Origin of the sequence: Nocardioides agri, from assembly GCF_013778305.1 — a bacterium.
GTDB lineage: Bacteria > Actinomycetota > Actinomycetes > Propionibacteriales > Nocardioidaceae > Nocardioides > Nocardioides agri.
Genome location: NZ_JACEIC010000002.1, coordinates 1,308,525 through 1,330,654 on the forward strand (window position 1 = coordinate 1,308,525; position 22,130 = coordinate 1,330,654).

General features: G+C 70.4%; 21 protein-coding genes. 9 read left to right on the forward strand and 12 right to left on the reverse strand.

Going from position 1 to position 22,130, the window contains the following annotated elements:
• Positions 1–9 precede the first annotated feature (9 nt).
• Both HZF07_RS10840 and HZF07_RS10845 read right to left on the reverse strand, forming a co-directional pair.
• Positions 10–903 carry a glycosyltransferase family 2 protein gene (locus HZF07_RS10840; protein WP_157341572.1) on the reverse strand — a complete coding sequence of 298 codons (894 nt, stop codon included), beginning with the start codon at positions 901–903 and terminating at the stop codon, positions 10–12.
• The gene (locus HZF07_RS10845) at positions 900–1,865 is read right to left on the reverse strand and encodes a DUF6492 family protein (RefSeq protein ID WP_157341574.1); all 966 of its coding nucleotides are present in this window, start codon (positions 1,863–1,865) and stop codon (positions 900–902) included. Before HZF07_RS10845 ends, HZF07_RS10840 begins: the two co-directional genes overlap by 4 nt.
• 242 nt (positions 1,866–2,107) lie before the next feature.
• Between HZF07_RS10845 and HZF07_RS10850 the strand changes: the two genes are divergently transcribed.
• On the forward strand, positions 2,108–3,349 hold the full coding sequence (locus HZF07_RS10850) for an acyltransferase family protein (protein ID WP_157341576.1): 1,242 nt from the start codon (positions 2,108–2,110) through the stop codon (positions 3,347–3,349).
• Positions 3,350–3,359: 10 nt separating this feature from the next.
• On the opposite strand, the gene HZF07_RS10855 is transcribed toward HZF07_RS10850, so the two are convergent.
• The 5 genes from HZF07_RS10855 to HZF07_RS10875 form a co-directional block, all read right to left on the reverse strand.
• Entirely contained in the window at positions 3,360–4,616 is a 1,257-nt protein-coding gene (locus tag HZF07_RS10855; protein WP_157341578.1) for a right-handed parallel beta-helix repeat-containing protein, read from the reverse strand.
• A gap of 47 nt (positions 4,617–4,663) precedes the next feature.
• Entirely contained in the window at positions 4,664–5,881 is a 1,218-nt protein-coding gene (locus tag HZF07_RS10860) for a hypothetical protein (protein ID WP_157341580.1), read from the reverse strand.
• A 176-nt stretch (positions 5,882–6,057) separates the two neighbouring features.
• Complete coding sequence (locus tag HZF07_RS10865) at positions 6,058–6,954, reverse strand: glycosyltransferase family 2 protein (RefSeq protein ID WP_157341582.1); 897 nt, start codon at positions 6,952–6,954, stop codon at positions 6,058–6,060.
• A complete protein-coding gene (locus HZF07_RS10870; protein WP_198346383.1) occupies positions 6,951–8,492 on the reverse strand; it encodes an oligosaccharide flippase family protein in 1,542 nt (513 codons plus the stop codon). Before HZF07_RS10870 ends, HZF07_RS10865 begins: the two co-directional genes overlap by 4 nt.
• Positions 8,493–8,503: 11 nt before the next feature.
• On the reverse strand, positions 8,504–9,508 hold the full coding sequence (locus HZF07_RS10875) for a hypothetical protein (protein WP_157341584.1): 1,005 nt from the start codon (positions 9,506–9,508) through the stop codon (positions 8,504–8,506).
• Between the two features lie 205 nt (positions 9,509–9,713).
• Here HZF07_RS10875 and HZF07_RS10880 point away from each other — a divergent pair, with 205 nt between their 5' ends.
• From HZF07_RS10880 to HZF07_RS10915, 8 genes are all read left to right on the forward strand, one after another.
• Complete coding sequence (locus HZF07_RS10880) at positions 9,714–10,544, forward strand: hypothetical protein (protein ID WP_157341586.1); 831 nt, start codon at positions 9,714–9,716, stop codon at positions 10,542–10,544.
• A gap of 113 nt (positions 10,545–10,657) precedes the next feature.
• Positions 10,658–11,158 (forward strand): YdcF family protein, encoded by a 501-nt coding sequence (locus HZF07_RS10885; protein WP_157341588.1) that lies wholly within the window; start codon positions 10,658–10,660, stop codon positions 11,156–11,158.
• A gap of 12 nt (positions 11,159–11,170) precedes the next feature.
• Positions 11,171–11,938, forward strand: coding sequence for a hypothetical protein (locus tag HZF07_RS10890; protein ID WP_157341590.1), 768 nt, complete (start codon positions 11,171–11,173; stop codon positions 11,936–11,938).
• Entirely contained in the window at positions 11,935–13,317 is a 1,383-nt protein-coding gene (locus tag HZF07_RS10895) for an O-antigen ligase family protein (protein ID WP_157341592.1), read from the forward strand. The genes HZF07_RS10890 and HZF07_RS10895 overlap by 4 nt, the downstream gene beginning before the upstream one ends.
• A 71-nt stretch (positions 13,318–13,388) precedes the next feature.
• Entirely contained in the window at positions 13,389–14,249 is an 861-nt protein-coding gene (locus HZF07_RS10900) for a hypothetical protein (protein WP_198346384.1), read from the forward strand.
• A gap of 25 nt (positions 14,250–14,274) precedes the next feature.
• Positions 14,275–15,855, forward strand: coding sequence for an acyl-CoA ligase (AMP-forming), exosortase A system-associated (locus HZF07_RS10905; RefSeq protein ID WP_157341594.1), 1,581 nt, complete (start codon positions 14,275–14,277; stop codon positions 15,853–15,855).
• Positions 15,852–17,075, forward strand: a complete 1,224-nt coding sequence (locus HZF07_RS10910) for a pyridoxal-dependent decarboxylase, exosortase A system-associated (protein WP_181645052.1) — start codon at positions 15,852–15,854, stop codon at positions 17,073–17,075. Before HZF07_RS10905 ends, HZF07_RS10910 begins: the two co-directional genes overlap by 4 nt.
• The gene (locus tag HZF07_RS10915) at positions 17,075–17,377 is read left to right on the forward strand and encodes a phosphopantetheine-binding protein (protein WP_157341596.1); all 303 of its coding nucleotides are present in this window, start codon (positions 17,075–17,077) and stop codon (positions 17,375–17,377) included. Before HZF07_RS10910 ends, HZF07_RS10915 begins: the two co-directional genes overlap by 1 nt.
• A 107-nt stretch (positions 17,378–17,484) precedes the next feature.
• On the opposite strand, the gene HZF07_RS10920 is transcribed toward HZF07_RS10915, so the two are convergent.
• From HZF07_RS10920 to HZF07_RS10940, 5 genes are all read right to left on the reverse strand, one after another.
• The gene (locus HZF07_RS10920) at positions 17,485–18,060 is read right to left on the reverse strand and encodes a TMEM165/GDT1 family protein (RefSeq protein ID WP_181645053.1); all 576 of its coding nucleotides are present in this window, start codon (positions 18,058–18,060) and stop codon (positions 17,485–17,487) included.
• 302 nt (positions 18,061–18,362) lie between these two features.
• Entirely contained in the window at positions 18,363–18,893 is a 531-nt protein-coding gene (locus HZF07_RS10925; protein ID WP_157341598.1) for a hypothetical protein, read from the reverse strand.
• Positions 18,894–19,002: 109 nt separating this feature from the next.
• On the reverse strand, positions 19,003–19,980 hold the full coding sequence (locus tag HZF07_RS10930; RefSeq protein ID WP_157341600.1) for a CPBP family intramembrane glutamic endopeptidase: 978 nt from the start codon (positions 19,978–19,980) through the stop codon (positions 19,003–19,005).
• 140 nt (positions 19,981–20,120) lie between these two features.
• A complete protein-coding gene (locus HZF07_RS10935) occupies positions 20,121–21,044 on the reverse strand; it encodes a glycosyltransferase family 2 protein (protein WP_181645054.1) in 924 nt (307 codons plus the stop codon).
• Positions 21,045–21,070: 26 nt separating this feature from the next.
• Entirely contained in the window at positions 21,071–22,102 is a 1,032-nt protein-coding gene (locus tag HZF07_RS10940; RefSeq protein WP_157341602.1) for an NAD-dependent epimerase/dehydratase family protein, read from the reverse strand.
• Between the last annotated feature and the right edge of the window lie 28 nt (positions 22,103–22,130).

The following is a 22,130-nucleotide window of genomic DNA, read 5'->3' on the forward strand; positions in this document are numbered from 1 at the left end:
GTGCGGCGGCTACCCAGTCCGCGGGAGGTCGCCGGCGCGCGCCGGCGTCGCCGGCCCCCTGCTCGACGTGTCGGTCCCCCAGGACACCCGGGCGCCGGTGACGGAGCGCCAGCGCACGAGCGTCCGGTCCGCACCGACGAGCCCCAGGTACCACGCGGCGTCGATCGGGGTGACCCGACGGTGGAGGACCAGTCCCGCCAGTGCCCCGAGCCCCAGCCGGCCCTCCGGCAGCGCCACGCCCATCGCGTCCAGCTGCCGGTTGCCCTGGCGCACCCGGATGCGGCGCTGCAGGGTCGCGCCGAACGAGGCCGAGGGCCGTACGACGCTCCGGGCACCCGCAGGCACGACCTGCTCGCCAGGAGCGAAGCTCCGGTGGACGAAGCCGTCGTCGGAGATGACGTCCGGGAACGGCGCGATCCGCGCGTGCCCGGCCTCGTTGAGGCAGTAGACACCCGCGCCGGCGAGCCCGCGGCGCCCGGTCATCATCAGCTCGTGCACCTTGTGCAGGCGCCGCGCGGACGGCCGCACGCCTGCGAGCTCGTAGTGCGGGCGCGGCGACACCGCCAGCACGCCGGGCTGGGCCAGGGTGGCCACGAGCACGCGCACCGAGTCGATGGTGAGATCGACGTCGGCGTCCAGGTAGACGCGCGGGAAGGTGACCGCGGCCTCGTCGCCGAGCCGAAGCGCGTTCGCCTTGCCGGGCGTGGGCGTCACGATCACCCGAGCTCCGTGCCTGCGCGCCACGTCCGCCGTGGTGTCGGTGCACGCGTTCGCGACCACGACGACGTCGAGCTCACCCGGAGCGGCTCCAGCGGCGAGCGTGGCGAGGCATCGGTCGAGCACGGTCGCCTCGTTGTGGGCGGGGATCACCACGCTCGCGACGGGAAGGTCGACGGGGGTCACCCCCGCGGCTCCCCGGCTCGCGCGGCCTCCGAGACGATCCGCCGCACCAGCTCGCGCCGCTCGTCGAGGGCGAACGCCTCGGTGGACTGGATGGCCACGCCGACCTGGCCGGGGCGGAAGCCGTGCACGAAGTCCTCGAGCCCTGCCGGCGTGTGCAGGTCGTAGAACCAGCCGGCGTGCACGAGGTCCTCGGACGTGCGGTCGTGGCCGGACGCCTCGTCGAGGACCAGGTCGGCGAAGATGCCGTAGAGGATGTACTCGGAGAAGTCGCTCTGCCGGGCGACCTCCTTGTCCCACCGGCGGCCGGCGACCTCGGCCAGGCGCTGCTGCAGCAGCAGGATGTTCGAGCGGCGCCAGGTGATCAGGTTCCCGATGTAGTCGGATCCCAGGTAGCCGCGTTGCTCGAGCCCGAGGAGGCGCGCGCTCACCGAGTGCCAGCCGACGTGTGTCGGGAGGTCCGCGGTCGCACCTGGCAGGCGGTAGAGCCGCACGCACGGCCCGTTCGTCAACCGGTCGACGGTCAGCGGCGCGACCAGCACGATGTCGCTGTCGGCGAAGACGACGATCTCGCGGTCGGTGAAGGCCGGCGCCGACATCTTCACGATCTGCTGCACGATCCATCCGCGCACGATCCCGACCGGACTGGCCCAGATCTCCCTGATCCGCCGGTGGAACGGGCCCAGTCGCACGTGCCTCGGAGCCGGGAGCTTCACGTATCCGCGGGGCAGAACGTCCTCGACTGCGACGATCCGGCGGTGCTCCGCTGCCAGCGTCGCGAACATCGCGACGTCGCAGCGCGGGACGATCAACACGTGCTCCGCACCCGGCTCGAGGTAGGTGTCGACACTGCGGCACAGCTCGCGCGCGAGATCGAGGTCGTCACGGTAGCTGACCGTGACGAGAGAGATGTCGCCTGCGCTGAACGATCGCGGAGTGTGGCGACCACGAGGGGTTGCTTCCACGCCAGCGACACTAGGTCGGACGTCACCTCGGGGAGCGCGCCTCTCAGGGCAGATGCCGCAAATGGGTGACGGGCGCACCGGACCTCGCCCGCGCGCGCGGTCCACCGCGCGGGCTCGACCCGAATATTGGGCATCTACGAGCACGACTCCCGAGCCCGCCGCCAACCCGTCCGAGACTGGGTGCCTGAGGTGGCCGCGCCATGGTCACCCCACTCGCGAGGGTGAGACATCCGGGGGGCCGCATGACGGAAGCCGCTCTCCGTGGCGTGCACGGTGCCGACCCTGCGCCGGCGCCGGTCACCGCCCCCCGGCGGATCACGTCCCTCGACGGCTTGCGCGGCCTTGCGGCGCTGACCGTGGTCGTCTACCACATCACGCTGACCGATCCCGTCATCGGCCAGCGGTTGTACCAGGTGGACCAGGTCAGCGGCACCGGGTGGTTCGGCTACCTCATGACGTTCACCCCGCTGCACGTCGTCTGGGCCGGCAGTCAGGCCGTCCTCGTCTTCTTCGTGCTGAGTGGCTTCGTCCTCGCCCTCCCGTTCGCACGCCGCCGCGGCACGCGGAAGGAGGGCACCTGGCCGGCGTTCTACCGGAGCCGGATGGTGCGGCTCTACCTGCCGAGCATCGTCAGCCTGGTGCTGGCCTTCCTCCTGGCGCAGGCGATCAGGTACCACGCCGACCCGGGCCTGACCCCGTGGATCAACGAGCACGCCGGGAACGACGGCCCGGCCGACGTCGCCGTCGGCAGCTCCCTCATGACCGGCTTCGGGAGCCTCAACGGGTCCTTGTGGTCGCTGCGCTGGGAGGTGCTGTTCTCACTGACCCTGCCCCTGTTCCTGGCGGTCGCTGCCTGGCGGGTCAGGCTGTCCTGGCTGAAGGCCGGGCTCGTCCTGCTGGCCTGCGTCCTGTGGCCGATCGTCACCGGCGGCCTCTACGACCACGCCACCTACATGCTGATCTTCGCGTTCGGCGTCCTGATGGCCTACGAGCACGATCGGCTGGGCGTCCTGGCCGAGCGGATCTCCGGGCTGGGGTGGTCCGTCATCGTGTCCGCCGCGTGTGTGCTGCTCACCCTCCAGTGGATCCTGATGCCGTTCGGCGTCCTGCCTGGGTCGACCTTCGAGCGGGCCTGGATGTCGTACAACACCGTCGGCGCCGTCCTCCTGGTGTTCGCTGGGATCTTCTGCCCGCAGGTGCGCCGGTTGCTCGAGCGGAAGCCGATCCACGCGCTCGGGCTCGTCTCGTTCAGCCTCTACCTCGTGCAGGAGCCCGTCGTGCTGAGGTTCTCCCTCGCGACCGACGCCGGGCTGCCGCTCTGGCTGGCGATCCCGGTCGAGCTGGCGCTCGCCCTGGCAGTGGCGTTCGTCTTCTACCGGGTCGTCGAGCGTCCCGCCCACCGGCTCGCGCGCCGAGCAAGCGGTCGTACGGCCTCGGCCCGCCCCGTGCCCGAGACGTCCGGGGCAGCCGGGGCGGCCGCCTGACCGGGTGCCGTCAGTCGAACCGGACAGCAGCGCCCGTCTCGTGGACGACGTTGCCGGACCGTTCCTCGTCGGCGCAGCCGTCCGTGGGGCCGAAGGCGCCGACCGAGGGCGAGAACCTGGTCGAGAAGTGGTTGTCGATCACCCGGTAGGCGATGCCCGCGCCGGGGCGGTCGCAGTAGAGCGTGTACGCGCCGCCGGCGAGCAGGTTGGCCTCGATGAGGATGTTGGTGTCGCCACGCGGGTTCGAGATGATCGCGGAGGTCCCCAACGACCCGTCCGGGCCGACGCCGTAGATGGTGTTGTGGCGGATGGTGACGTTCTTCGCGCCCTCGACGAAACCGCCGCCCTCGAGGTGACCCGCCAGCTGGATGCCGTCGGCGTGTGCCTCGGAGCTGTTGTAGAGGTCGTGGATGTAGGAGTCCTCGACCGTGATGCTCTGGTTGACGTCGAGCCCGTTCTCGCAGCCGTGGATGTTCGCGCGGCGCACGGTCACGTTGGCCTCGCCGATGCCGTGACCGGGGTTGTCCCCGCAGTCGATCTCGACGTCCTCGAGCAGCAGGGGCGCGCCGGCGAAGCCGCCGTCGTCGACGGTGACCGCGGCATAGGTCGGCTTGCACGTGATCTTGGAGTTGCGGATCACGACACCGGGCGCGGTGACCTCGATGCAGCCGAGCGTCTTGCCGTCGATGACCGTGTTGGCACGCGAGATCGTCGAGCTCCCGGTGTAGGCGGTCAGCGTCGTCCCAGCAGGCACCCCGGTGTTGCTCGCGTTCGGGAATCCGGCAGGCGGAGCAGGCTGGGGGCCCGCCGCCCCGACGCCCGTCACCACGCGGAGCGTCTGGTACGCCGAGTGGGCCCGCCCCAGCCGCTTGGTGCCGAGGAAGGTCGCACGCACGCGGTAGACGCCCGTCTTGAGCTTCGGCAGCGCGATCGTCGCCTTGCCGGCCACGGCGCGGCCATGTGCCCGGCGCAACGTCGAGCCGCCCTTCGCGGTGACCCGGACTCGCCCGGTCAGGCGTTGCGCCTGGACGGACGGGAGCCGCAGCGAGACCCGGACGCGGGCCCGCTGCGTCGTCGTCACCCGGTCCTGCCGGAGCTCGAGCCGGACCTTCGGTGCCGGGAGGGCCCGCTCTCCGGCATGTGTTGCCCGCGACGTGCTCGCTGCCGCCGCGGAGGTTGCGCTCGGGGGCGAGCCAACCAGCGACATCGATGCCACCACCACCGCCACGAGGGCGAATCCCAGCCCGTTGCGGGCGCGCCAATCCACGTTCACTGCCTCAACCACCATGCCCGCTGTTACCTGAGCTCCTCATGCTAGTCGAGCCGGACCGGATCGCCCGTTTCGTGGATGACGTTGCCGGACCGGATCTCGTCCGCGCAGCCGTCCGACGGGCCGAACGCGCCGACCTTGGGCGAGAACCTGGTCGAGAAGTGGTTGTCGATCACGCGGTAGTTGATGCCGGCGCCCGGCCGGTCGCAGTAGAGCGTGTACGCCCCGCCCGCGAGGAGGTTGCGCTCGATGAGGATGTTGATGTCGTTGCGCGGGTTCGAGATGATCGCGGAGGTGCCCAGCGAGCCGTCCGCGCCGACGCCGTAGATGGTGTTGTGGCGGATCACGATGTTCGCCGAACCACTCACCCAGTCGGTGCCGACCAGGCGGAAGTTGGCGAACTGGATGCCGTCGGTGTGGGAGGCGGCGGTGTTGAACAGGTCGTGGATGTAGGAGTCCTCGACCGTGATGTTCTGGTTGACGTCGAGCCCGTTCTCGCAGCCGTGGATGTTCGCGCGGCGCACGGTCACGTTGGCCTCGCCGATGGCGTTCCCTCCGAAGTTCTGGCAGTCGATCTCGACGTCCTCGAGGAGCAGCGGCGCGCCACTGAAGCTCCCGTCGTCGACGGTGACGGCGGCGTAGTTGGGCTTGCAGGTGATCTTCGAGTTCCGGATCACCACGCCGGGTGCTGCGACCTCGATGCAACCGAGGATCTTCCCGTCGATGACCGTGCCGGCCTTGGTGATGGTCAAGCCGCCGGTGTACGCCGTCAGCGCGGTCCCCTGGGGGACACCGGTGTTGGACGCGTCCGGCCAGTCACGGCCGCCGGGGGTGGGGGTGGGCGTCGTCGGGTCCGGGTTCGTCGGCTCGTCGGTCGGCGTCGGTGTCGTCGGGGTCGTCGGGGTCGGCGTGTTCGGGTCCGGGGTCGTCGGGTCACCCGTGGGAGTCGTCGGGTCCGGGCCGGTGGGCTGGTCCGTCGGGGTCGTCGAGGTCGTCGGGTCGGGCGTGGAGGGCTCCTGTCCCGGGGTCGCCGTGACCGTGACCGTCGGCCCGGGCACCGTCACCGTGGCCGTCGGCTGGACCGGCTTCGGGACCGTGCACACCACGGTGATCTGCTGACCCGCGGTGGTGTCGGACACGGTCGGGTCGGCAGTGCAGTTGGCCGTGACCTCGCCGTTCCCGTCTGCGGCGACGGCGACGCCTCCCGCAACGAGTGCTGCGACAGCCGCCGCAGCGACAGCGGTGGCCAGTGCTTGCTTCATCAGGGGGCGCTCCTCGTTTGACCTTCAACCGTTCCCTGAAAGCCAATACCCCGAGCGGATGATCCACCACCCCAAAAACGCTGGACTTTCACCAGCCCCGCTTGCATCGCAGGAGGACTCATCACAATCGATGTGCCGCGGGTAGCCAACATTGGGGAGGCGCTCCGGATCCTCCGTCAGCCGGCCCGGCTGGGTGACGTGTCGAGTGGTCTGCCGACCGCGCGCTCGAGCTTGGCGACGGCCCGCCGTGCCCTGTTCCGGTGGCGGCGCCCGTACAGGCGCAGAACCTCGCCGTGAGCCCGTCGGCGCTGGGCGGCATCGAGGTCGGACCGACCGATCCAGTGCGACAGCTCCCGGCACTGCAGCAGGTCCATCGCGTGCCGGTGCCAGCTCGGCACGCCGAGGAGCCGGACGAGCTCCGGCACGTCGGTCTCGGACCGGCTGCGGCGGGCAAGCGTCGCCGGCACGTGTCCCCACGGACCCGCCAGCGCGAGCCGCGCTGCGAAGATCTCGTCCTCACGGAGGATGTTGCGGCGCGGCATGACCGCGACCTCCCGACGCATCATCGCGTACAAGGGATCCAGCAGTGCGAAGCCCGCGGTCATCAGCCGCAGCATCTCGGCGAACCGCTCCACCGGGTCGCTCGACGACAGCGCGGCGGGGTCGTAGCTGACCGGAGCGGTCTCGCCACCGTCGGCGTCCGTGTAGGCGATCTGGGTCGTCACGAGCACCCGGCGCTCGTCCTCGGCGAAGACCTGCAGGCACCGCGAGACGTAGTCGGGCTCGAGCGAGTCGTCGTCGCCCAGCCACCGCACGAAGCGACCACGACTGCTCTCCGCTGCGCCACGGAAGTTGTTGAGCAGGCCGACGTTCGTCGCGTGCCGTCGGTAGACCACACGGGGGTCCGCGGCCGCGTAGTGGCGGCACACCTCCTCGGTCCCGTCCGTCGACGCGTTGTCGCTGATCACGAGCTCGAGGTCGTCGTGGTCCTGGCGCAGCACGGACTCGATGGCCGGGGCGAGCGTGTCGGCCCCGTTGTAGACCGGCAGCGCGATCGAGACGGAGGCGCTCACGCCTTCACCGCCCGACGCGCCGCCACGACCGACCTCAGCTGCTCGCGGCACGCCGCTCGGCCCGACGCCGGCACCACCACCAGCAGGTAGACCACCCCGCCTGCCGTGCCGGCGACGGCCAGATCAGCGATCGGCGACTCGAGCGGGATCGCGAGCGCCGCCATCACACCGCCGGCCGCGACGCCGGCCAGGACCGGGCGCCCGATCTTGCGGAGCACGGGTCCCATCGGGACGCCGGCGCGGTGCAGCATCCAGGCAGCCACCGGGATGGCCACCGCGAAAGCGACGACCGCGTGTCCGAGGGCGGCGCCCTGCATGCCGCCGGCGTTGGCGCCCAGCCACAGCGCCGGGAGGAGCGCGAGGAGCCAGACCAGGTTGACCCAGATCGAGACCTGGGTGTTGCCGAGCCCGGTCTGGATGTCGAAGACCAGCGCCGTGAACATCCGCGCGACCATCACGAACGCCAGGAAGCGGAGCGCCTCGGCGGCGGGTGCCCAGTCGGCGCCGTACAGGACGTGGACGAGCGACGGGGAGAGCGCGACGAACCCGGCCGCGATCGGGGCCACGACCGCGATCATCATCGGCAGCGTGCGTTGCACCCCGACCGCAACGTCGTCCGTCTCCCCCTCCGCGAGCCTCGAGAAGGCAGGGATCGACACGTACCGCACGGCAGTGCCGACCAGACCCGGGACCCAGCTCGAGATGTTGAACGCCAGCAGGTAGTAGCCGAGGACCACCGTGCCGAGGACGTGCCCGACGATCACGGAGTCCGAGTAGAGCAGCACCGACTCGATGCCCAGGCCGACGGCCAGGGGAGCGCCGAAGGAGATGAGCCGACGCGCGATCTTGCGGTCGAAGCCGAGCCGGAAGGGCACCCGTGCCGTCCGCAGGACGAGGACGGTCACGACCAGCGCCTGGGCCAGCGTCCCCAGGACGAAGCTGTAGGCGCCGGCGCCTGCGAGGGCGAGCGACACGCTCAGCACGGCGCTGAACACGAAGCCGATCGCGATGACCTTCATCAGCAGGTCCTGCTGGAACCTGCGCTGGAGCACACCGACCGAGACGGCGGAGATGCCGTCGAGGACGATCGTGAGCGTCAGCAGGCGGATCAGGGGCGTCGCCTCTGGGCTGCCGGCGACGTCCGCCATCACCGGTGCGGCCATCCAGAACAGGGCGTACCACCCGAGGCTGAAGCCGATCGCGAGGGTCGTCGCGGTCGCTGCCATCTCCTCGACCCGTCCGCGCCACTGCACGGTGGCCGCGATCATCCCCATGTCGTTGACGTGGATCACGAAGGCGTTGGCAGCCAGCGCCACGGCGTACAGCCCGAAGTCGTGCGGCACGAGGATCCGGACCAGCACCAGGCTGATGGCGAAGGAGCCCGCCTTGAAGACCAGGTTGCCGATCAGCGCCCAGCCGAGGCCGCGCCCCGCTCGCTGCCCGATCGTGGAGACGTGGGACTCGGGTTGTGCCCCGTCGACCGGCCCGCTCGTCTCCGGAACCGTCACTGCGGACCCGCCCCGTTGCTGCTCGCTCACGACCGTCGCGCCTACCCGATCCGCTCGAGCCAGATCTCGCGCCACCAGCAGACGTACTGGCGGGGACAGTTGGCCGTGAAGGCCCCCTCGCAGACGATGTCCTCCAAGATGATGCACGGGTTCTTCATCGTGAGCATCCGCCCGGACCGCTCGTCGACGCACCGGGTGGCGCGAGCCTTCACCCGCGCGGTCCTGCCGCAGAACCTGGACATCTCCGCGTCGAACCCCATCCCGCGGTTGAGCAGGTTGCTGTCCAGCGTCGCCATGATCTCCTCACGCGACTTGATCCGGACCAGCTCGCCGGGCTGGAGATCGAGGATCTCGGTCGGCGTACGCCCGCTGCGGACCCCGCCCTCGAGGAAGCCCCAGTGCAGGCCGTCGCGGATCAGGAGGAAGTCGGGCAGCAGCTTCTTGCTGAGGTTCTGGTAGCGGTTGAAGACCGCGATCAGGAAGGCACTGAGCACCTGGAGCACGCCCGCGTTGCCGGACACGACGTCCTCGCGGTACTGACCCAGGTGCTTGAGCGGCAGCGCCTCGGGCGCCGCGCGCTGCATCTCCGTGCCCTGGCACGACCACCGGACCGCCCCGTCGTCGAACGGCTCCTTCTGGCTGTTGCGCACCAGCAGCGGCAGCAGCACGCGCTGCCCGGCGTCCGGTGTGGGCGTGACCGGGTCGTCGGCGGAGACGCGCTTGAGCCACTGCTCCTTCCAGTAGATCGAGCACGCGTTCTCGCACCCCCCGTGTGCCGACCCGTCACACCGTGACTCGGTCAGGTGCACCGCCTCGGACATCCGGCGCAGGCCGGTGTGGCCGATGTAGTCGCACAGCTTGTGCGCGACCTTGTGCACCGTCAGCCTGCGGCCGCAGAAGGCGAGCATCTCGGGCATGAAGGGCAGCCCGTCGAGCTCGCCGTTCTCGTCCAGGGTCGCGTGGATCTCCTCAGCGGAGCGCACCTCGACGAGCTCTCCGACCTTCAGCGCCAGCGCTCCCGGCGCCGCGGTGGCAGCAGGTGTCATCGATCGCTCCTCGATCTCGTGCCGTTCCCCGACAGGGCCGAATCCCGGTGCGGCCACCTGCACGCTAGGCAGCGCCCCGGCGACGCCGGGCCGCTCTCGCCGAGCCCTCCCCTAAATGAGGGACGGCGGCGGCGAAGGCGTGCCCCCCGGACCCCAGCGACCAGAGACTTCAGGAAAGGTTCCTGAGGGGAGAGCGGACCGGAGCATGGACTTCTGGATCACGATCGTCGGGCTCGTGCGACGCAAGGCGGTCATCATTCCCGCTGTGGTCGTCGCCGCCGTTCTCGGTGCGGCCGCCTACGTCAACACCCCGGTGAGCTACGTCTCGAGCAGCCTCATGGTGATGACGACGACGGAGTACGGCGGATCCGCGTCGCAGGATCCGTTGAACCCCACCCCCATGACCAACCCGATGCTGAACTTCAACGACAGCCTGCGCACCTCGGCGGCGATCCTGATCCAGGCCATGAACACCATGGACGCGGCGCAGCAGCTCGGCATCGACGCCGACACCCGCCTGGTGGTCAACGACGGTCGCACCAACCCCGACCTGCTCGGCCTGAACGGTCCCTTCCTCTACATCGTGGCGGAGAGCAGCTCTCCGGAGGAGGCGCAGCAGGTCGTCGTACAGGCCCAGCAGCTGATGCGGGACAAGCTGCTCAGCTGGCAGCGCGCCGTGAAGGCACCCGCGCGGACCTACGTCAGCATGGTCGACGTCGTGACGCCCACCGCACCGGCGGCCGACGGTGCGCGCGCCAAGAAGCTCGCCGGCGCAGCGGCGCTGGCCGGGTTCTTCCTGACCATCGGCATCGCCTATGTCGGAAGCCGCACCCGCCGTGGACGGCGCGCGACCGCCACCGCGACCGCCAGCGCCGAAGCCGGAGCGGACGACGCGCCGCCGCCCCGGCCGCGCAAACGGTCCCGCCGGCAGCGACGGCGTCGACCGGAGCCCGAGGCCGAGCACCCGCACCCCGACGCCGACGACTCGGACCGGCCGGCGCGGACGCCGGTGACCGCCGGGGCGAGGAAGCCGTGACCGATGGCTCCCCGCGCGACGGCTCCGTCCGAGGCCGAGCCGAGGAACCAGCAGGCGCTGCCGCGACGCCGACCAGGCGCCGGCGCCGCCGCCGGCGGCGTGTGCTCGCCGTCGTGGCTCTCCTGGTGCTCGTCATGTTCGGGGTGACGACGGCCCGGGTGTTCGTGTGGCCCGACCTGCGCCCGCTGCCTGGGCACGTCGACGCGATCGTCGAGCTGGGCGGACCGGGCGACCGGGACGCGGTCACGCTCGATCTCGCCGCGCAGCACCTCGCTCCGCTGGTCATCCAGTCGACGGTCGCCAGTGACGCCCTCTCCGACACGTGCCTCCCTCCCGTACCCGGTGTCGAGATCGGGTGCTTCCACCCAGCGCCGGACACCACCCGGGGGGAGGCGCGTTGGATCGGTGAGCAGGCGGCGGAGCACGGCTGGCACTCGATCATCATCGTCACGACCCCGGACCACGCCTGGCGAGCGCGGCTGCGGGTCCAGCGCTGCTTCCCCGGCGAGGTCTACGTCGCGACCAGCCCGCTCCCGCCGCTGGACTGGTTCCGGCAGATCCCCTACCAGTGGGGGGCGAGCGCCAAGGCGCTGCTCCTCCAGCGCGCGTGCTGAGGGGGAGGCGCGATGGACTTCTGGCGAACCGTTCTGGTGCTGTTCCGGCGCTGGTACATCACCGTGCCCGCCTTCCTCGGGTCACTGGCACTGGCCGTGCTGGCGGGCTCCGCCGTCCCCGCCACCTACCAGTCGGACTCCGTGGTCGTGCTGACGACACCGCTGACCGGCGGGACCGAGAGCCCGCTCGCGAAGTACCCGAACTCGCTGACGAACCCGATGCTGAACTTCGATCGCAGCCTCAGCCTCGCCGGCGCGATCCTGATCCAGCAGCTGAACAGCCCGGAGACCGCAACCGCCCTGGGCCTGACCCCGGGTGGCTCCGTGCACTACGAGGTGACCAACGGCAGCTCCAACCCCGAGCTGCTGGAGTCCGGCCCCTTCCTCTTCATCCACGCGACCGGCCCGACCCCGGAGGCGGCACGGAGGGTCACCGCGAGGCTGACCGAGATGGTGGGCGAGGTCCTCACCCAGCGTCAGGACGCGCTCAAGGCGCCGGCCGCCACGCACATCAACGTGCAGGTCGTGGTCCCCACGACCGCGGGCCACCTGCTCACCGACAATCCGATGCGGGCGACCGCCGCAGCGCTCGCCCTCGCCGGGATCGGGTGCCTCACAGCCGTCTACGGCTTCGACAGCCTGATGACGCACCGCAGGCGCCGCAGAGCCGCCCGACGTGAGGAACGCACCCCCCGCACCGCCGTCCGTCCGGCCACCGCGTCAGGCCGCGAAGTGATTGCGGCGCCGCCGACGCGAGAACCCGTCGAGGCCGGAGGATGACCGTCCTCGACGGTCGAGAGGCCGACGTGCCGCTGCGGGACGGGCCTCGTCCCGACCGGTTCCAGCGGGCGGACGCCACCACGATCGTCGCGATCTTCGTCGTGCTCCAGTTCGCGCTGCCGTCCAAGCTCGTCATGAACGGGCTCCCGCTGTCCCTGTCAGCGGCGTCCCTCGTCGCGCTCGGGCTGGGCGCCCTGTGGTTCTGCACGCAGCTGACGTCCACCCTCGGCGCGGCCAAGGGCCGCACGTTGGTCCGCACCGCGCTCTTCGGGTACGCGTGCGCGCTGATCATGTCCTACGGGAACTCGAGCCTCGCGTACCTGCCGCCCGACGAGCGCGCCAGCGGCGACCACGCCATGGTGGTCACCTTCGCGTTGATCTGCCTCGCCCTGGCCGTGTGCGACGGCGTCCGGAGCCGCGCTCGCCTGATCTTCCTCATCAAGGTCATGGTCGTGTGCGGGGCGTGGGTGGCGGTGGTCGGCATCCTCCAGTACCTCTTCGGCTTCGACCTCACGCTCCGCCTCCGACCGCCGGGCATGCACTTCACGGCCTACGACCCCGTCGTGCTGCAGCGCGCCGGCCGCCGGGTGTCGGGGACGACGGCACACCCGATCGAGTTCGGCGTCTTCTGCGCGATGATGCTGCCGCTGGCCGCCCATGTCGCGTTCCGCACCAGGCGCGAGGGGCGGCGCCCCGTGTTCTGGTGGGTCTGCACCAGCCTGATCGCGGTCGGCCTGATGTTCTCGGTGTCCCGGTCGGCCATCCTCGCGATCGCCTGCGCCGGCGTCGTGCTGCTCTGCGGCTGGCCGGCCCGCGTGCGGGCGCAGATGCTGACCGTCGGCATCTGCTTCCTGGTGTTCATCCAGATCCTCTCGCCGGGGCTGCTGCGGACCTTCTTCGACCTGTTCCGCAACGCCGGCAACGACCCCAGCGTGCAGTACCGCACGCACGACTACGCGACCGCCCGGGAGCTCATCTCCGAGCACCTGTGGCTGGGCAGGGGGATCGGCACCTGGTACGCCCCGAAGCACGAGATCTTCGACAACCAGTTCCTCCTGACGCTGGTCGACAGCGGCGTCGTCGGGCTGGTCGCGTCGTTGCTCGTCACGCTGGCCGCGATCTTCTCGGCCCTACGGGTGATCTGGATCTCCCACCACGAACGGGCCGCTGTGCCCACCGCGACCGACGACCAGGACCTCGCCATCGCCCTGACTGCGTCGCTGGCCGCGGTGCTCCCCACCTACGCGACCTTCGACTTCCATGGCTTCGCCACCGTGTCCTCCCTCTCGTACCTGCTCGTCGGCATCAGCGCTGCCCTGCTCCGGGCCGTCCGTGCCGACGCGGAGCGGGTCACGCCGGACCCGTACGCCGTGCAGTGACTCTCACCAGGATTGGGGACAGGCCCGGGGAAGGATCGGATCGGCCCTCGCGGGCTTCCTACGGTGGAGACATGTCCCAGAAGCCGGTCCTGCTGCCGATCGAGCGTGGTGACCTGGCGGCCGTCGGCGACTTCCTGAGCCGACACCTGAACCCTCGTCTCACCCCGGACCAGTGGGCGGCCTCGATCGTGCCGACGTGGGTGGTGGATTCACCGAACCACGGCTATCGCCTGGTGCTGGACGACGAGATCGTCGGCGTGCACCTGGCGTTCTACTCCCAGCGCCTCGTCGACGGCGTCGTCGAGGACTTCTGCAACCTGGGCGCCTGGTGCGTGCTGGAGCCGCACCGCAGCCATGGGATCCGGATGCTCCGGGCGCTGCTCGCCCAGCCGGGATACACCTTCACCGACCTCTCACCCAGCGGTGCGGTCGTCCCGCTCAACCAGCGGTTGCGATTCAGCTCGCTGGACACCGAGACGGTGCTCGTCCCCGCGCGCCCCCTCCCCTGGCCCCGTCGCACCAAGGTGATCCACGACCCCGCCGTCATCGAGTCCCGCCTCACGGGGATGGACAAGGTGATCTTCGACGACCACCGGGGAGCGACCGCCGCGCGGCACCTGCTCCTGCAGCGAGGCGACCGGGAGTGCTACGTGATCTTCCGACACGACCGGCGCAAGAACGTGCCCGCCTTCGCCTCGATCCTGCACGCGAGCGACCGCGAGCTGCTGTCCCAGTCGATGACCGAGCTGTCCCGGCACCTCCTCGTGCGCCACGGGGTCCTCTGCGTCCTCGGCGAGCTGCGCGTGATCGGTCCGCGGCCGTCGTTCAGCCTGCGCCTCAAGAGGCCGCGCCCCAAGATGTTCCGGAGCACGCGGGTCGGTGCCGATGCGATCGACTACCTCTACAGCGAGCTCACGTGCGTGGCGTGGTAGCCACCTGTCAGAGATCGGGACCCCGATGAAGATCCACCTGCACGACCTGCTCAGCGAGCAGGCCCACCGTCGCGGCGAGGCGCCCGCCCTCACCTTCCGCGAGACGACGCTCGGCTACGGCGCCGTGAACGACGCGTCCCGTGAGCTCGCCGGCGGGCTGCTCGACCTCGGCGTCGACCGCGGTGACCGCATCGGGATCTGGCTCGACAAGCGCATCGAGACGGTGGTCTCGATCTTCGCCTCCTCGATGGCCGGCGCGGTCTTCGTCCCGGTGAACCCGGTGCTCAAGCCGGACCAGGTGTCCTACATCCTCGACGACTGCGACGTGCGCGTGCTCGTCACCACCCGTCAGCGTTGGGCGCAGCTCAGGGTCCAGGCCGAGGAGCTGACGGCCCTGCGCGACGTCGTCCTCGTCGACGGTGCCGACGAGGACGACGAGCTCCAGGGCCGGGTCGTGCCGCACTCCTACGCCGGTCTCCAGGCGTCGGGTCGGGCGAGCCAGCGAGGGCTCCCCACGCACGGCGTCGACCTCGACATGGCCGCGATCCTCTACACCTCCGGGAGCACCGGGCGGCCGAAGGGTGTCGTGCTCAGCCACCGCAACCTGCTGGTGGGAGCCGAGTCCGTCAGCAGCTACCTCGACAACCGGCCCGACGACGTGATCCTGGCCGCCCTGCCGTTGAGCTTCGATGCCGGGCTCAGCCAGGTGACCACCGCGTTCGCGAGCGGCGCGCACGTCGTGCTCGTCAACTACCTGCTCGCCCGCGACGTCGTCCGTCTCTGCGCCAAGCACCAGGTCACCGGCCTGACCTGCGTCCCGCCCCTCTGGATCCAGCTTGTCGGTGAGACGTGGCCGGAGGAGGCGACCCGCAGCCTTCGCTACTTCGCGAACACCGGCGGCCGGATGCCCGCGAGCACCCTCGCCCGCCTCCGCGAGACGTTCCCGGAGGCCCGGCCGTTCCTGATGTACGGCCTGACCGAGGCGTTCCGGTCCACCTACCTCGACCCCGACGAGGTGGACCGCCGGCCCGACTCGATCGGCAGGTCGATCCCCAATGCAGAGGTGCTGGTGCTGAAGCCGGACGGCTCGCAGTGCGCCCCCGGGGAGGAGGGCGAGCTGGTCCATCGCGGGCCGCTGGTCGCACTCGGCTACTGGAACGATCCCGAGCGAACGGCCCAGCGCTTCAAGCCCTACCCGAGCCCGGCGCCGTCCTGGCGGGCGCCGGAGATCGCCGTCTGGTCGGGCGACACGGTGGTGTCGGACGAGGACGGCTTCCTGTACTTCGTCGGACGTTCGGACGACATGATCAAGACCTCCGGTTACCGAGTGAGCCCGACCGAGGTCGAGGAGGCGGCGTACAGCACGAGCCTGGTCAGGGACGCCGTCGCGCTCGGCGTCGAGGATCCCGTGCTCGGCCAACGGATCGTCCTCGTGGTCACGGCCGCCGCAGGCGCCGATCTCGACCCCTCGGCTCTCGACCGAGAGCTTCGCGCGCGCCTGCCACTCTTCATGGTGCCGTCGGACATCCGGGTCGTGGCCGAGGTGCCGCGCTCGCCGAACGGCAAGTTCGACCGCGTGCTGCTCCGCAAGGAGGTGGCGTCGTGAAGCCTGAGGAGCACGAGGCTCCGTTCGTGCGGAACGGCTCGCTCTGCGTGGGCGACGTGGAGCTGGGCCGGCTCTCCGAGCAGGTCGGGTCGACGCCCTTCTTCGCCTACGACCGCGCCAAGATCACCGCGCGGGTGGCGGCGGTCCGCTCCGCCCTCCCCGCCGACATCGACCTCGGGTTCGCGGTGAAGGCCAACCCGATGCCCGCGCTGGTCCAGCACCTCAGCCGGGAGGTGGACTGGCTGGACGTGGCGTCGGCCGGGGAGATGCAGGTCGCGCTCGACGCCGGGACGAGCCCGGCGCGGGTCAGCTTCGCCGGACCCGGCAAGACCGACGCCGAGCTCCGCCGCGCGGTCGCCGCAGGAGTGCTGATCGAGCTCGAGTCGGCGACCGAGGCCCGGCGTGCGGCCGCGGTCGGGGGCGTCCTCGGGATCCGGCCCCGCGTGGCCGTCCGCGTCAACCCGGACTTCACGGTCAAGGGCTCCGGCATGCGCATGGGCGGCGGTCCGCAGCAGTTCGGTGTGGACGTCGAGCAGGTGCCCGGACTGCTGGAGGAGCTGCGAGACCTGGACGTCGCGGTCGAGGGCTTCCACGTCTTCGCCGGGTCGCAGAACCTGCAGAGCGAGATCCTCGTGGACGCCCAGCGCCGGACCGTCGACCTCGTCCTCGAGCTCGCCGCGAAGTGGCCCGACGAGATCTCCTACCTCAACCTCGGGGGCGGGTTCGGCATCCCGTACTTCGAGCGCGACCGGCCGCTCGACCTGCGCGCGGTCGGCGACAACCTGCGGCGACTGGTGACCGAGGAGATCCGACCGGCCCACCCGACAGCCCGGGTGGTGATCGAGCTGGGGCGCTACCTGGTGGGCGAGGCGGGGATCTACGTCACCCGGGTCGTCGACCGCAAGACGTCACGCGACAAGACCTACCTCGTTGTCGACGGCGGGATGCATCACCAGCTCGCGGCCTCGGGCAACTTCGGCCAGGTGATCCGCCGCAACTACCCGATCGCCGTCGGCGAGCCCCGCCGGGGCGCAGAACGCGAGAGGGTGACGGTCGTCGGCAGCCTGTGCACGCCGCTCGACCTCCTCGGCGACGACGTCGACCTTCCCCACGCCGAGCCGGGCGACCTGATTGTGCTCTTCCAGGCCGGGGCCTACGGTCTGACCGCGAGCCCGACCCGGTTCCTGGGGCACCCCGAACCGGCCGAGATCGTGGTCTGATGCCCAGACCGAACACGGAGGAGAGCAAGAACGTGGACGCATCAACCGAGGCTCCGGTCAGCGACGTCGTCGACGTGCTCGTGCACGTGCTCGGGATCGAGGACCGGCGGGAGACCATCGACGCGGGCACCGCGTTGCTCGGGGAGCTGCCGGAGCTCGACTCGCTGGCGGTCGTCGAGCTGGCGGTCGCGCTCGAGGAGCGCTTCGACATCGTCATCGACGACGACGACTTCACCGGCGACGTGTTCGAGACCGTCGGCACCCTGGCGGCGTTCATCCACGAGAAGTCGCGCAACGCCTGACTGAGTGTGTCGCTCTTGCGGGACGAGCTTCGGCCGTCACCCGTCCGAGGCATGTCGTACGGCCGCTGGAGGGAATTGGTCGATCGAGCTCGCATGCTCGCCTCGGCTCAGGCGAGAACACCGTCGATGATCAAGAGGACGCCGAAGATCGCGAACAGTGCGGCGGCGCCGTACTTGATGACCTTCTCGGGAAGCTTCTTGCCGAGGACGGCGCCGACGACGATGGCGAGCGCGTCGGCGACGACCATGCCGAGGGTGCTGCCGACCCAGGTCCCGAACCAACCCTCCTGCGTGGCCAGGGTGATGGTGGCGAGCATGGTCTTGTCGCCGAGCTCGGCGAGGAAGAAAGCGACGCCGACCGCGAGGATGGCGGTGCCGGTTGCGCTGCGTGCCTTGCTCGCCTCGTCCTCGGTGAGCTCGTCGCCGCGCAGGGTCCATGCTGCGAAGGCCAGGAATGCGAGGCCGGCGACGATGCCGATCCAGTCCTGGTAGCCGGCGAACGCGTCGCCGATGAAGTAGCCGATGCCGACCGATGCCAAGTGGACGAGTGCAGTGGCGGCGGTGATGCCGATCAGCACGTCGCGGACTCGGTACCGGGCGGCGAAGGTCATCGCCATGAGCTGGCTCTTGTCGCCGAGCTCGGCCACGAAGATGACGGCGGTGCTCAGCAGGAGGGCGTACACGGGATCGGGTCCTCTCTCCGGCCTGACCGGAGGAGCGCTGCCCTGTTCGGGGAGGACCCTTCGACCAGGCGCAACAACACAGGGGGTGTGCGATTGGTCGAAAGTCTCGTCCGCCACCGAGCCGTCTGACGTGCGGTGGCCTGTCGCGCCGGGCCCAGAGGCCAGTGTGTCGACGCGACTGTTGGGGACTACTCCCTTTCGATTTCAACTATACCGGACGGGCGGTGTCGCCCAGCGTTGTGGGCTGGAACCCGTGGCACCGAGTCCTCCCCACGCGACCGGCCGGCTGCCGCGCACGGTCGTCAGTACGCGATGTGTCCAGGCGGGGTCGCGTCTTGCGTGAAGTCGACGACGCGTGTCTCCAGCTCGGCGGCCTCGACCATGGACCCGATGAGACTGGCGGGTCCGCCGACGCAGCGCCAGTCGTCGTCCCAGAGGGCCGACACGAGCCAACTCCGGTCGTCCGGGAAGAGGAGCTCGGGCAACGTTCGGCCCCAGTGACCGTCACGCAGAGACAGCGCTTCGTCGGAGCCAGCGTGGACGATCACGTACCTCCAGCCGGCGTAGAGGCCGACCTTGGGAGCATCGGGGAACGGGATCGGGTCCCCGCCCGTCTCCAGGTAGCCCAACCACCAACTCGACTCCGGGGAGTGCCGGCGCAGGAGCTCGACCAGCGTGCGGTCATGTGCGAGGCGACCGGCGTCATCATCAGGGATGACAACGGTCGCGTACGACGCGAAACCGGGTGGGATCGCGGCGCCGATGTTCAGACCTGTCGTCGTCGATTCCCGTATCCAAGCGACCACCTCGGCGTCACCGATCGCGTAGCTCATGCTCGCATGCTGCCCGACGCCAGCGACCCCGCGCTGAGCAACGGCTGCCCCGGATCTCGGCAGATCCGAGCGGATTGCGACATGTGAGTGCAAAGAAGATGACCGGTGCTCATTCGCTGCCGAGTGGCGTCAGGTCACCCCAGCCGTTCCAGTTGGCGTAGGGGACCAGCACGAGCGCCAGGATGATGAACGGGACGGCGAGGTCGAGTTCGCTGATCGCGGAGGACTGCCAGGTGTTCCCGTCAACCAGTCCGCCGACTCGGGCCACATCGTTGGACAGACCGTGCATCGCGATGGCCAGCAGGGTCGCTTGACCGGCGCGTGCCCAGAAGAAGGTGATCACCACCGACATCGCCACGATCTTGATCGTGAAGGCGCTGAGGTAGGCCAACCCGCCCCAAAAGCCGTAATCGAGGAAGGCGTCGTACTTGACTGGGAAGTGCCAGGTGGCCCACGCCAAGCCCACAATCAGGGAAGCGACCAGTGGTCCGCGGGTTCGGAGCAGGACTGGTAGCGCGAAGCCGCGCCAGCCGTTCTCCTCCAGGAGCGCACCGGCGTCGAGGAACATGGCCACGGGCAGCAGGGCGAGCATGCTCCATGAGAAGTGCCAGGTGAATTCGTGTGGCACGAAGGCTTGATGGAGCAGCCCGCTGATCACGTTGCACGCCGAGAAGACGACGACCACCGCGATCCAGATCCGGATGCCCCTGCGTGCTCCGACCTCCCTCGACCACGGACGGAATCTGCTGCCGACGGCGCGGAGCAGCCTGCGCCCTCCACGGATGCGAGCCACGGCGAACACGGCGAGGTCGGGCGCGGCTACCTGTGCGAGCGCCAGCGTGACCCCCAAGATGGCAGCGGGGTAGACGATCACGACGCGAACTGCCGTGAGGAGGTCGGAACTGAAGTCGATCCCCGCCTTGGACAGTCCCTTGTCGATGGCCGCATCCGCACCGGTCAGGAGGAAGGCGACGCCCAGAAGCACCTCCAGAGCGACCGCGATCAGCCAGAAGGTCAGCACCGGTCGCTGTGGCAGATCAACCTCGACTGAGTGTGCGGTGGCGTCTGGCGCGCCCAAGGCTCCCATGCCACCAACCTGGTTCAGCCGCCCGCGAGCGACCAATCGGGACCGCCCCTGAGAAACCCCTGACGCACCCCCACCTGCGCCCTCACATCGGCATGAGCGTGCGGTTACGGCCGAAGACGGACACACCCCGCGAGCGGCGCTCAGCCCAGCTGGGCGAGCGACGTGATCCGGCGGGACGGGAAGAGCAGCGCGCCCAGCGAGGCCCGCGCGGTCCGCTGGCCCGCGGCAGCCCGGATGGCCATGCCGAGGACGAGCGCCGCCGAGTACATTCGCCCCGCGACCGACCCGCGCCGCTGCTCGAACAGCACCACCCGGTTCACCGTCAGCAGCGCGGCGAGGCTCGGGTTGATGCCGGAGTCGCCGCCCCGGTGCTCGACCACCGCCGCCGGCTCGTACCAGGTCGACCAGCCGTGGTCGCCGGCGCGCAGCAGGTACTCGGTCTCCTCGCTGTAGAGCAGGAAGTCCTCGTTCCAGGGCCCCACGCTCTCGAGGAGCTGCCAGTCCATCAGCAGGGCCGCTCCTGTCGCCCAGGGCGTCACGCCCGCGCGGGCGTGCTGCTCCTCGGCGAACACCAGCTCGCCCACGTCGAGCCGGTCCGCGACCCGGCCACCCAGGACCGCCTCGACGACGACACCCCGGAGCGTGGGCACCCGGCGCAACGAGGGCTGCAGGGTCCCGTCGGGGTTGATCAGCCGCGGCGCCACGACCCCGCGGCCGGGCACGTGCAGCGCCCGGGCCAGCGTGGCGAGGGCGCCTGGCAGCAACCGGCAGTCCGGGTTCAGGACCATGACCGCCTCCGGCGGCCGGCCCCGTACCGCGTCGACGCCGGCGTTGACCCCGGCCGCGTACCCCGCGTTCTCGAGCAGCTGGACGACCGAGATCGGCAGGCCCGTGGTCGCCTTCGCCAGCTCGACCGAGGCGTCGGACGAGGCGTTGTCGACGACGACGACGTCGGTGAGATCGACGCCCTCGGCACCACCGTTGCGCAGCGAGTCGAGGCACGCTGGGAGGTCGGCGGCACTGTTGTAGGTGATGACGACGACGGCGACAGTGGGTGCCTGCACGGGAAGCTCCTACCAGTGCGACCGGGTCACGCGACAGTGGCGCCGGTGCGCCGCAGCATGTCGTCGAGCCGGCCCTCAGCCTTGAGCCGGTTGATCTGCTCGAGTCGCACGAAGGTGTGCTCGAAGGCTCCTGCCGTGAGGCCGTAGCGCTCCATGTCGGCGGCGAGCTGGTCGATGCCCGCGAGCACTGTCCACCTCGGCTGGAAGTCCGGGAGCAGCTGCCGGACCTTCCCGAAGTCGACGCGGTAGTCCCGCTTGTCGGCGGAGGCGCCCTCGGCAAAGCTGACGGGCGCGCCGGTGCGCGCCGCCACCGCGTTGGCGATCGTGCGGATCTGCACGACGTCCTCGTCGCGACCGACGTTGAACGCCTGGTCGTGGACGACGTCGCGGTCGGCGGACAGCACCGCCAGGAAGGCTCGTGAGATGTCCTCGGCGTGGACGAGCGGACGCCACGGCGAGCCATCGCTCTGGAGCCGCACCTCCCCGGCCGTCAGGGCCGCGCCGGTGAGGTTGTTGACCACGATGTCGGCTCGGAGCCGGGGGCTCGAGCCGTACGCCGTGGCGTTGCGGAGGTACGTCGGGCTGAAGCCGTCGTCGGCGAACTTGCCGATCAGCTGCTCGGCCATCACCTTGCTCTGGCCGTACGGCGTCACCGGGTTGAACTCGCTCTCCTCGGTGACCGCCTCGTCGCCCGCCGCACCGTACAGGCTGCACGACGACGAGAACACGTAGCGGCCCACCCCGGCCTCACGGGCGACCTCCGCCAGGTGCGCGGCACCGTGGGCGTTGACCGAGTAGGTGGCATCGGGGTTCAGGTGGCCGACCGGGTCGTTCGAGATGGCGGCCAGGTTGACGACGGCATCGAAGCCCGCCAGGTCCTCGGGCCGCTGCTCCCGGATGTCGCCGGTGCGCGACTCGTAGCCGCCGGGCTGCGGCCCGAAGTCGCAGGCGTCGTACCAGCCGGCATCGAGGCCGACGACGTCGTACCCGCTCGTCAGCAGCATCGGCACCAGCACCGTGCCGATGTAGCCGCGATCTCCCGCAACGAGGACACGCATGGGATGGACCTTCTTCCAGGTGGACAGC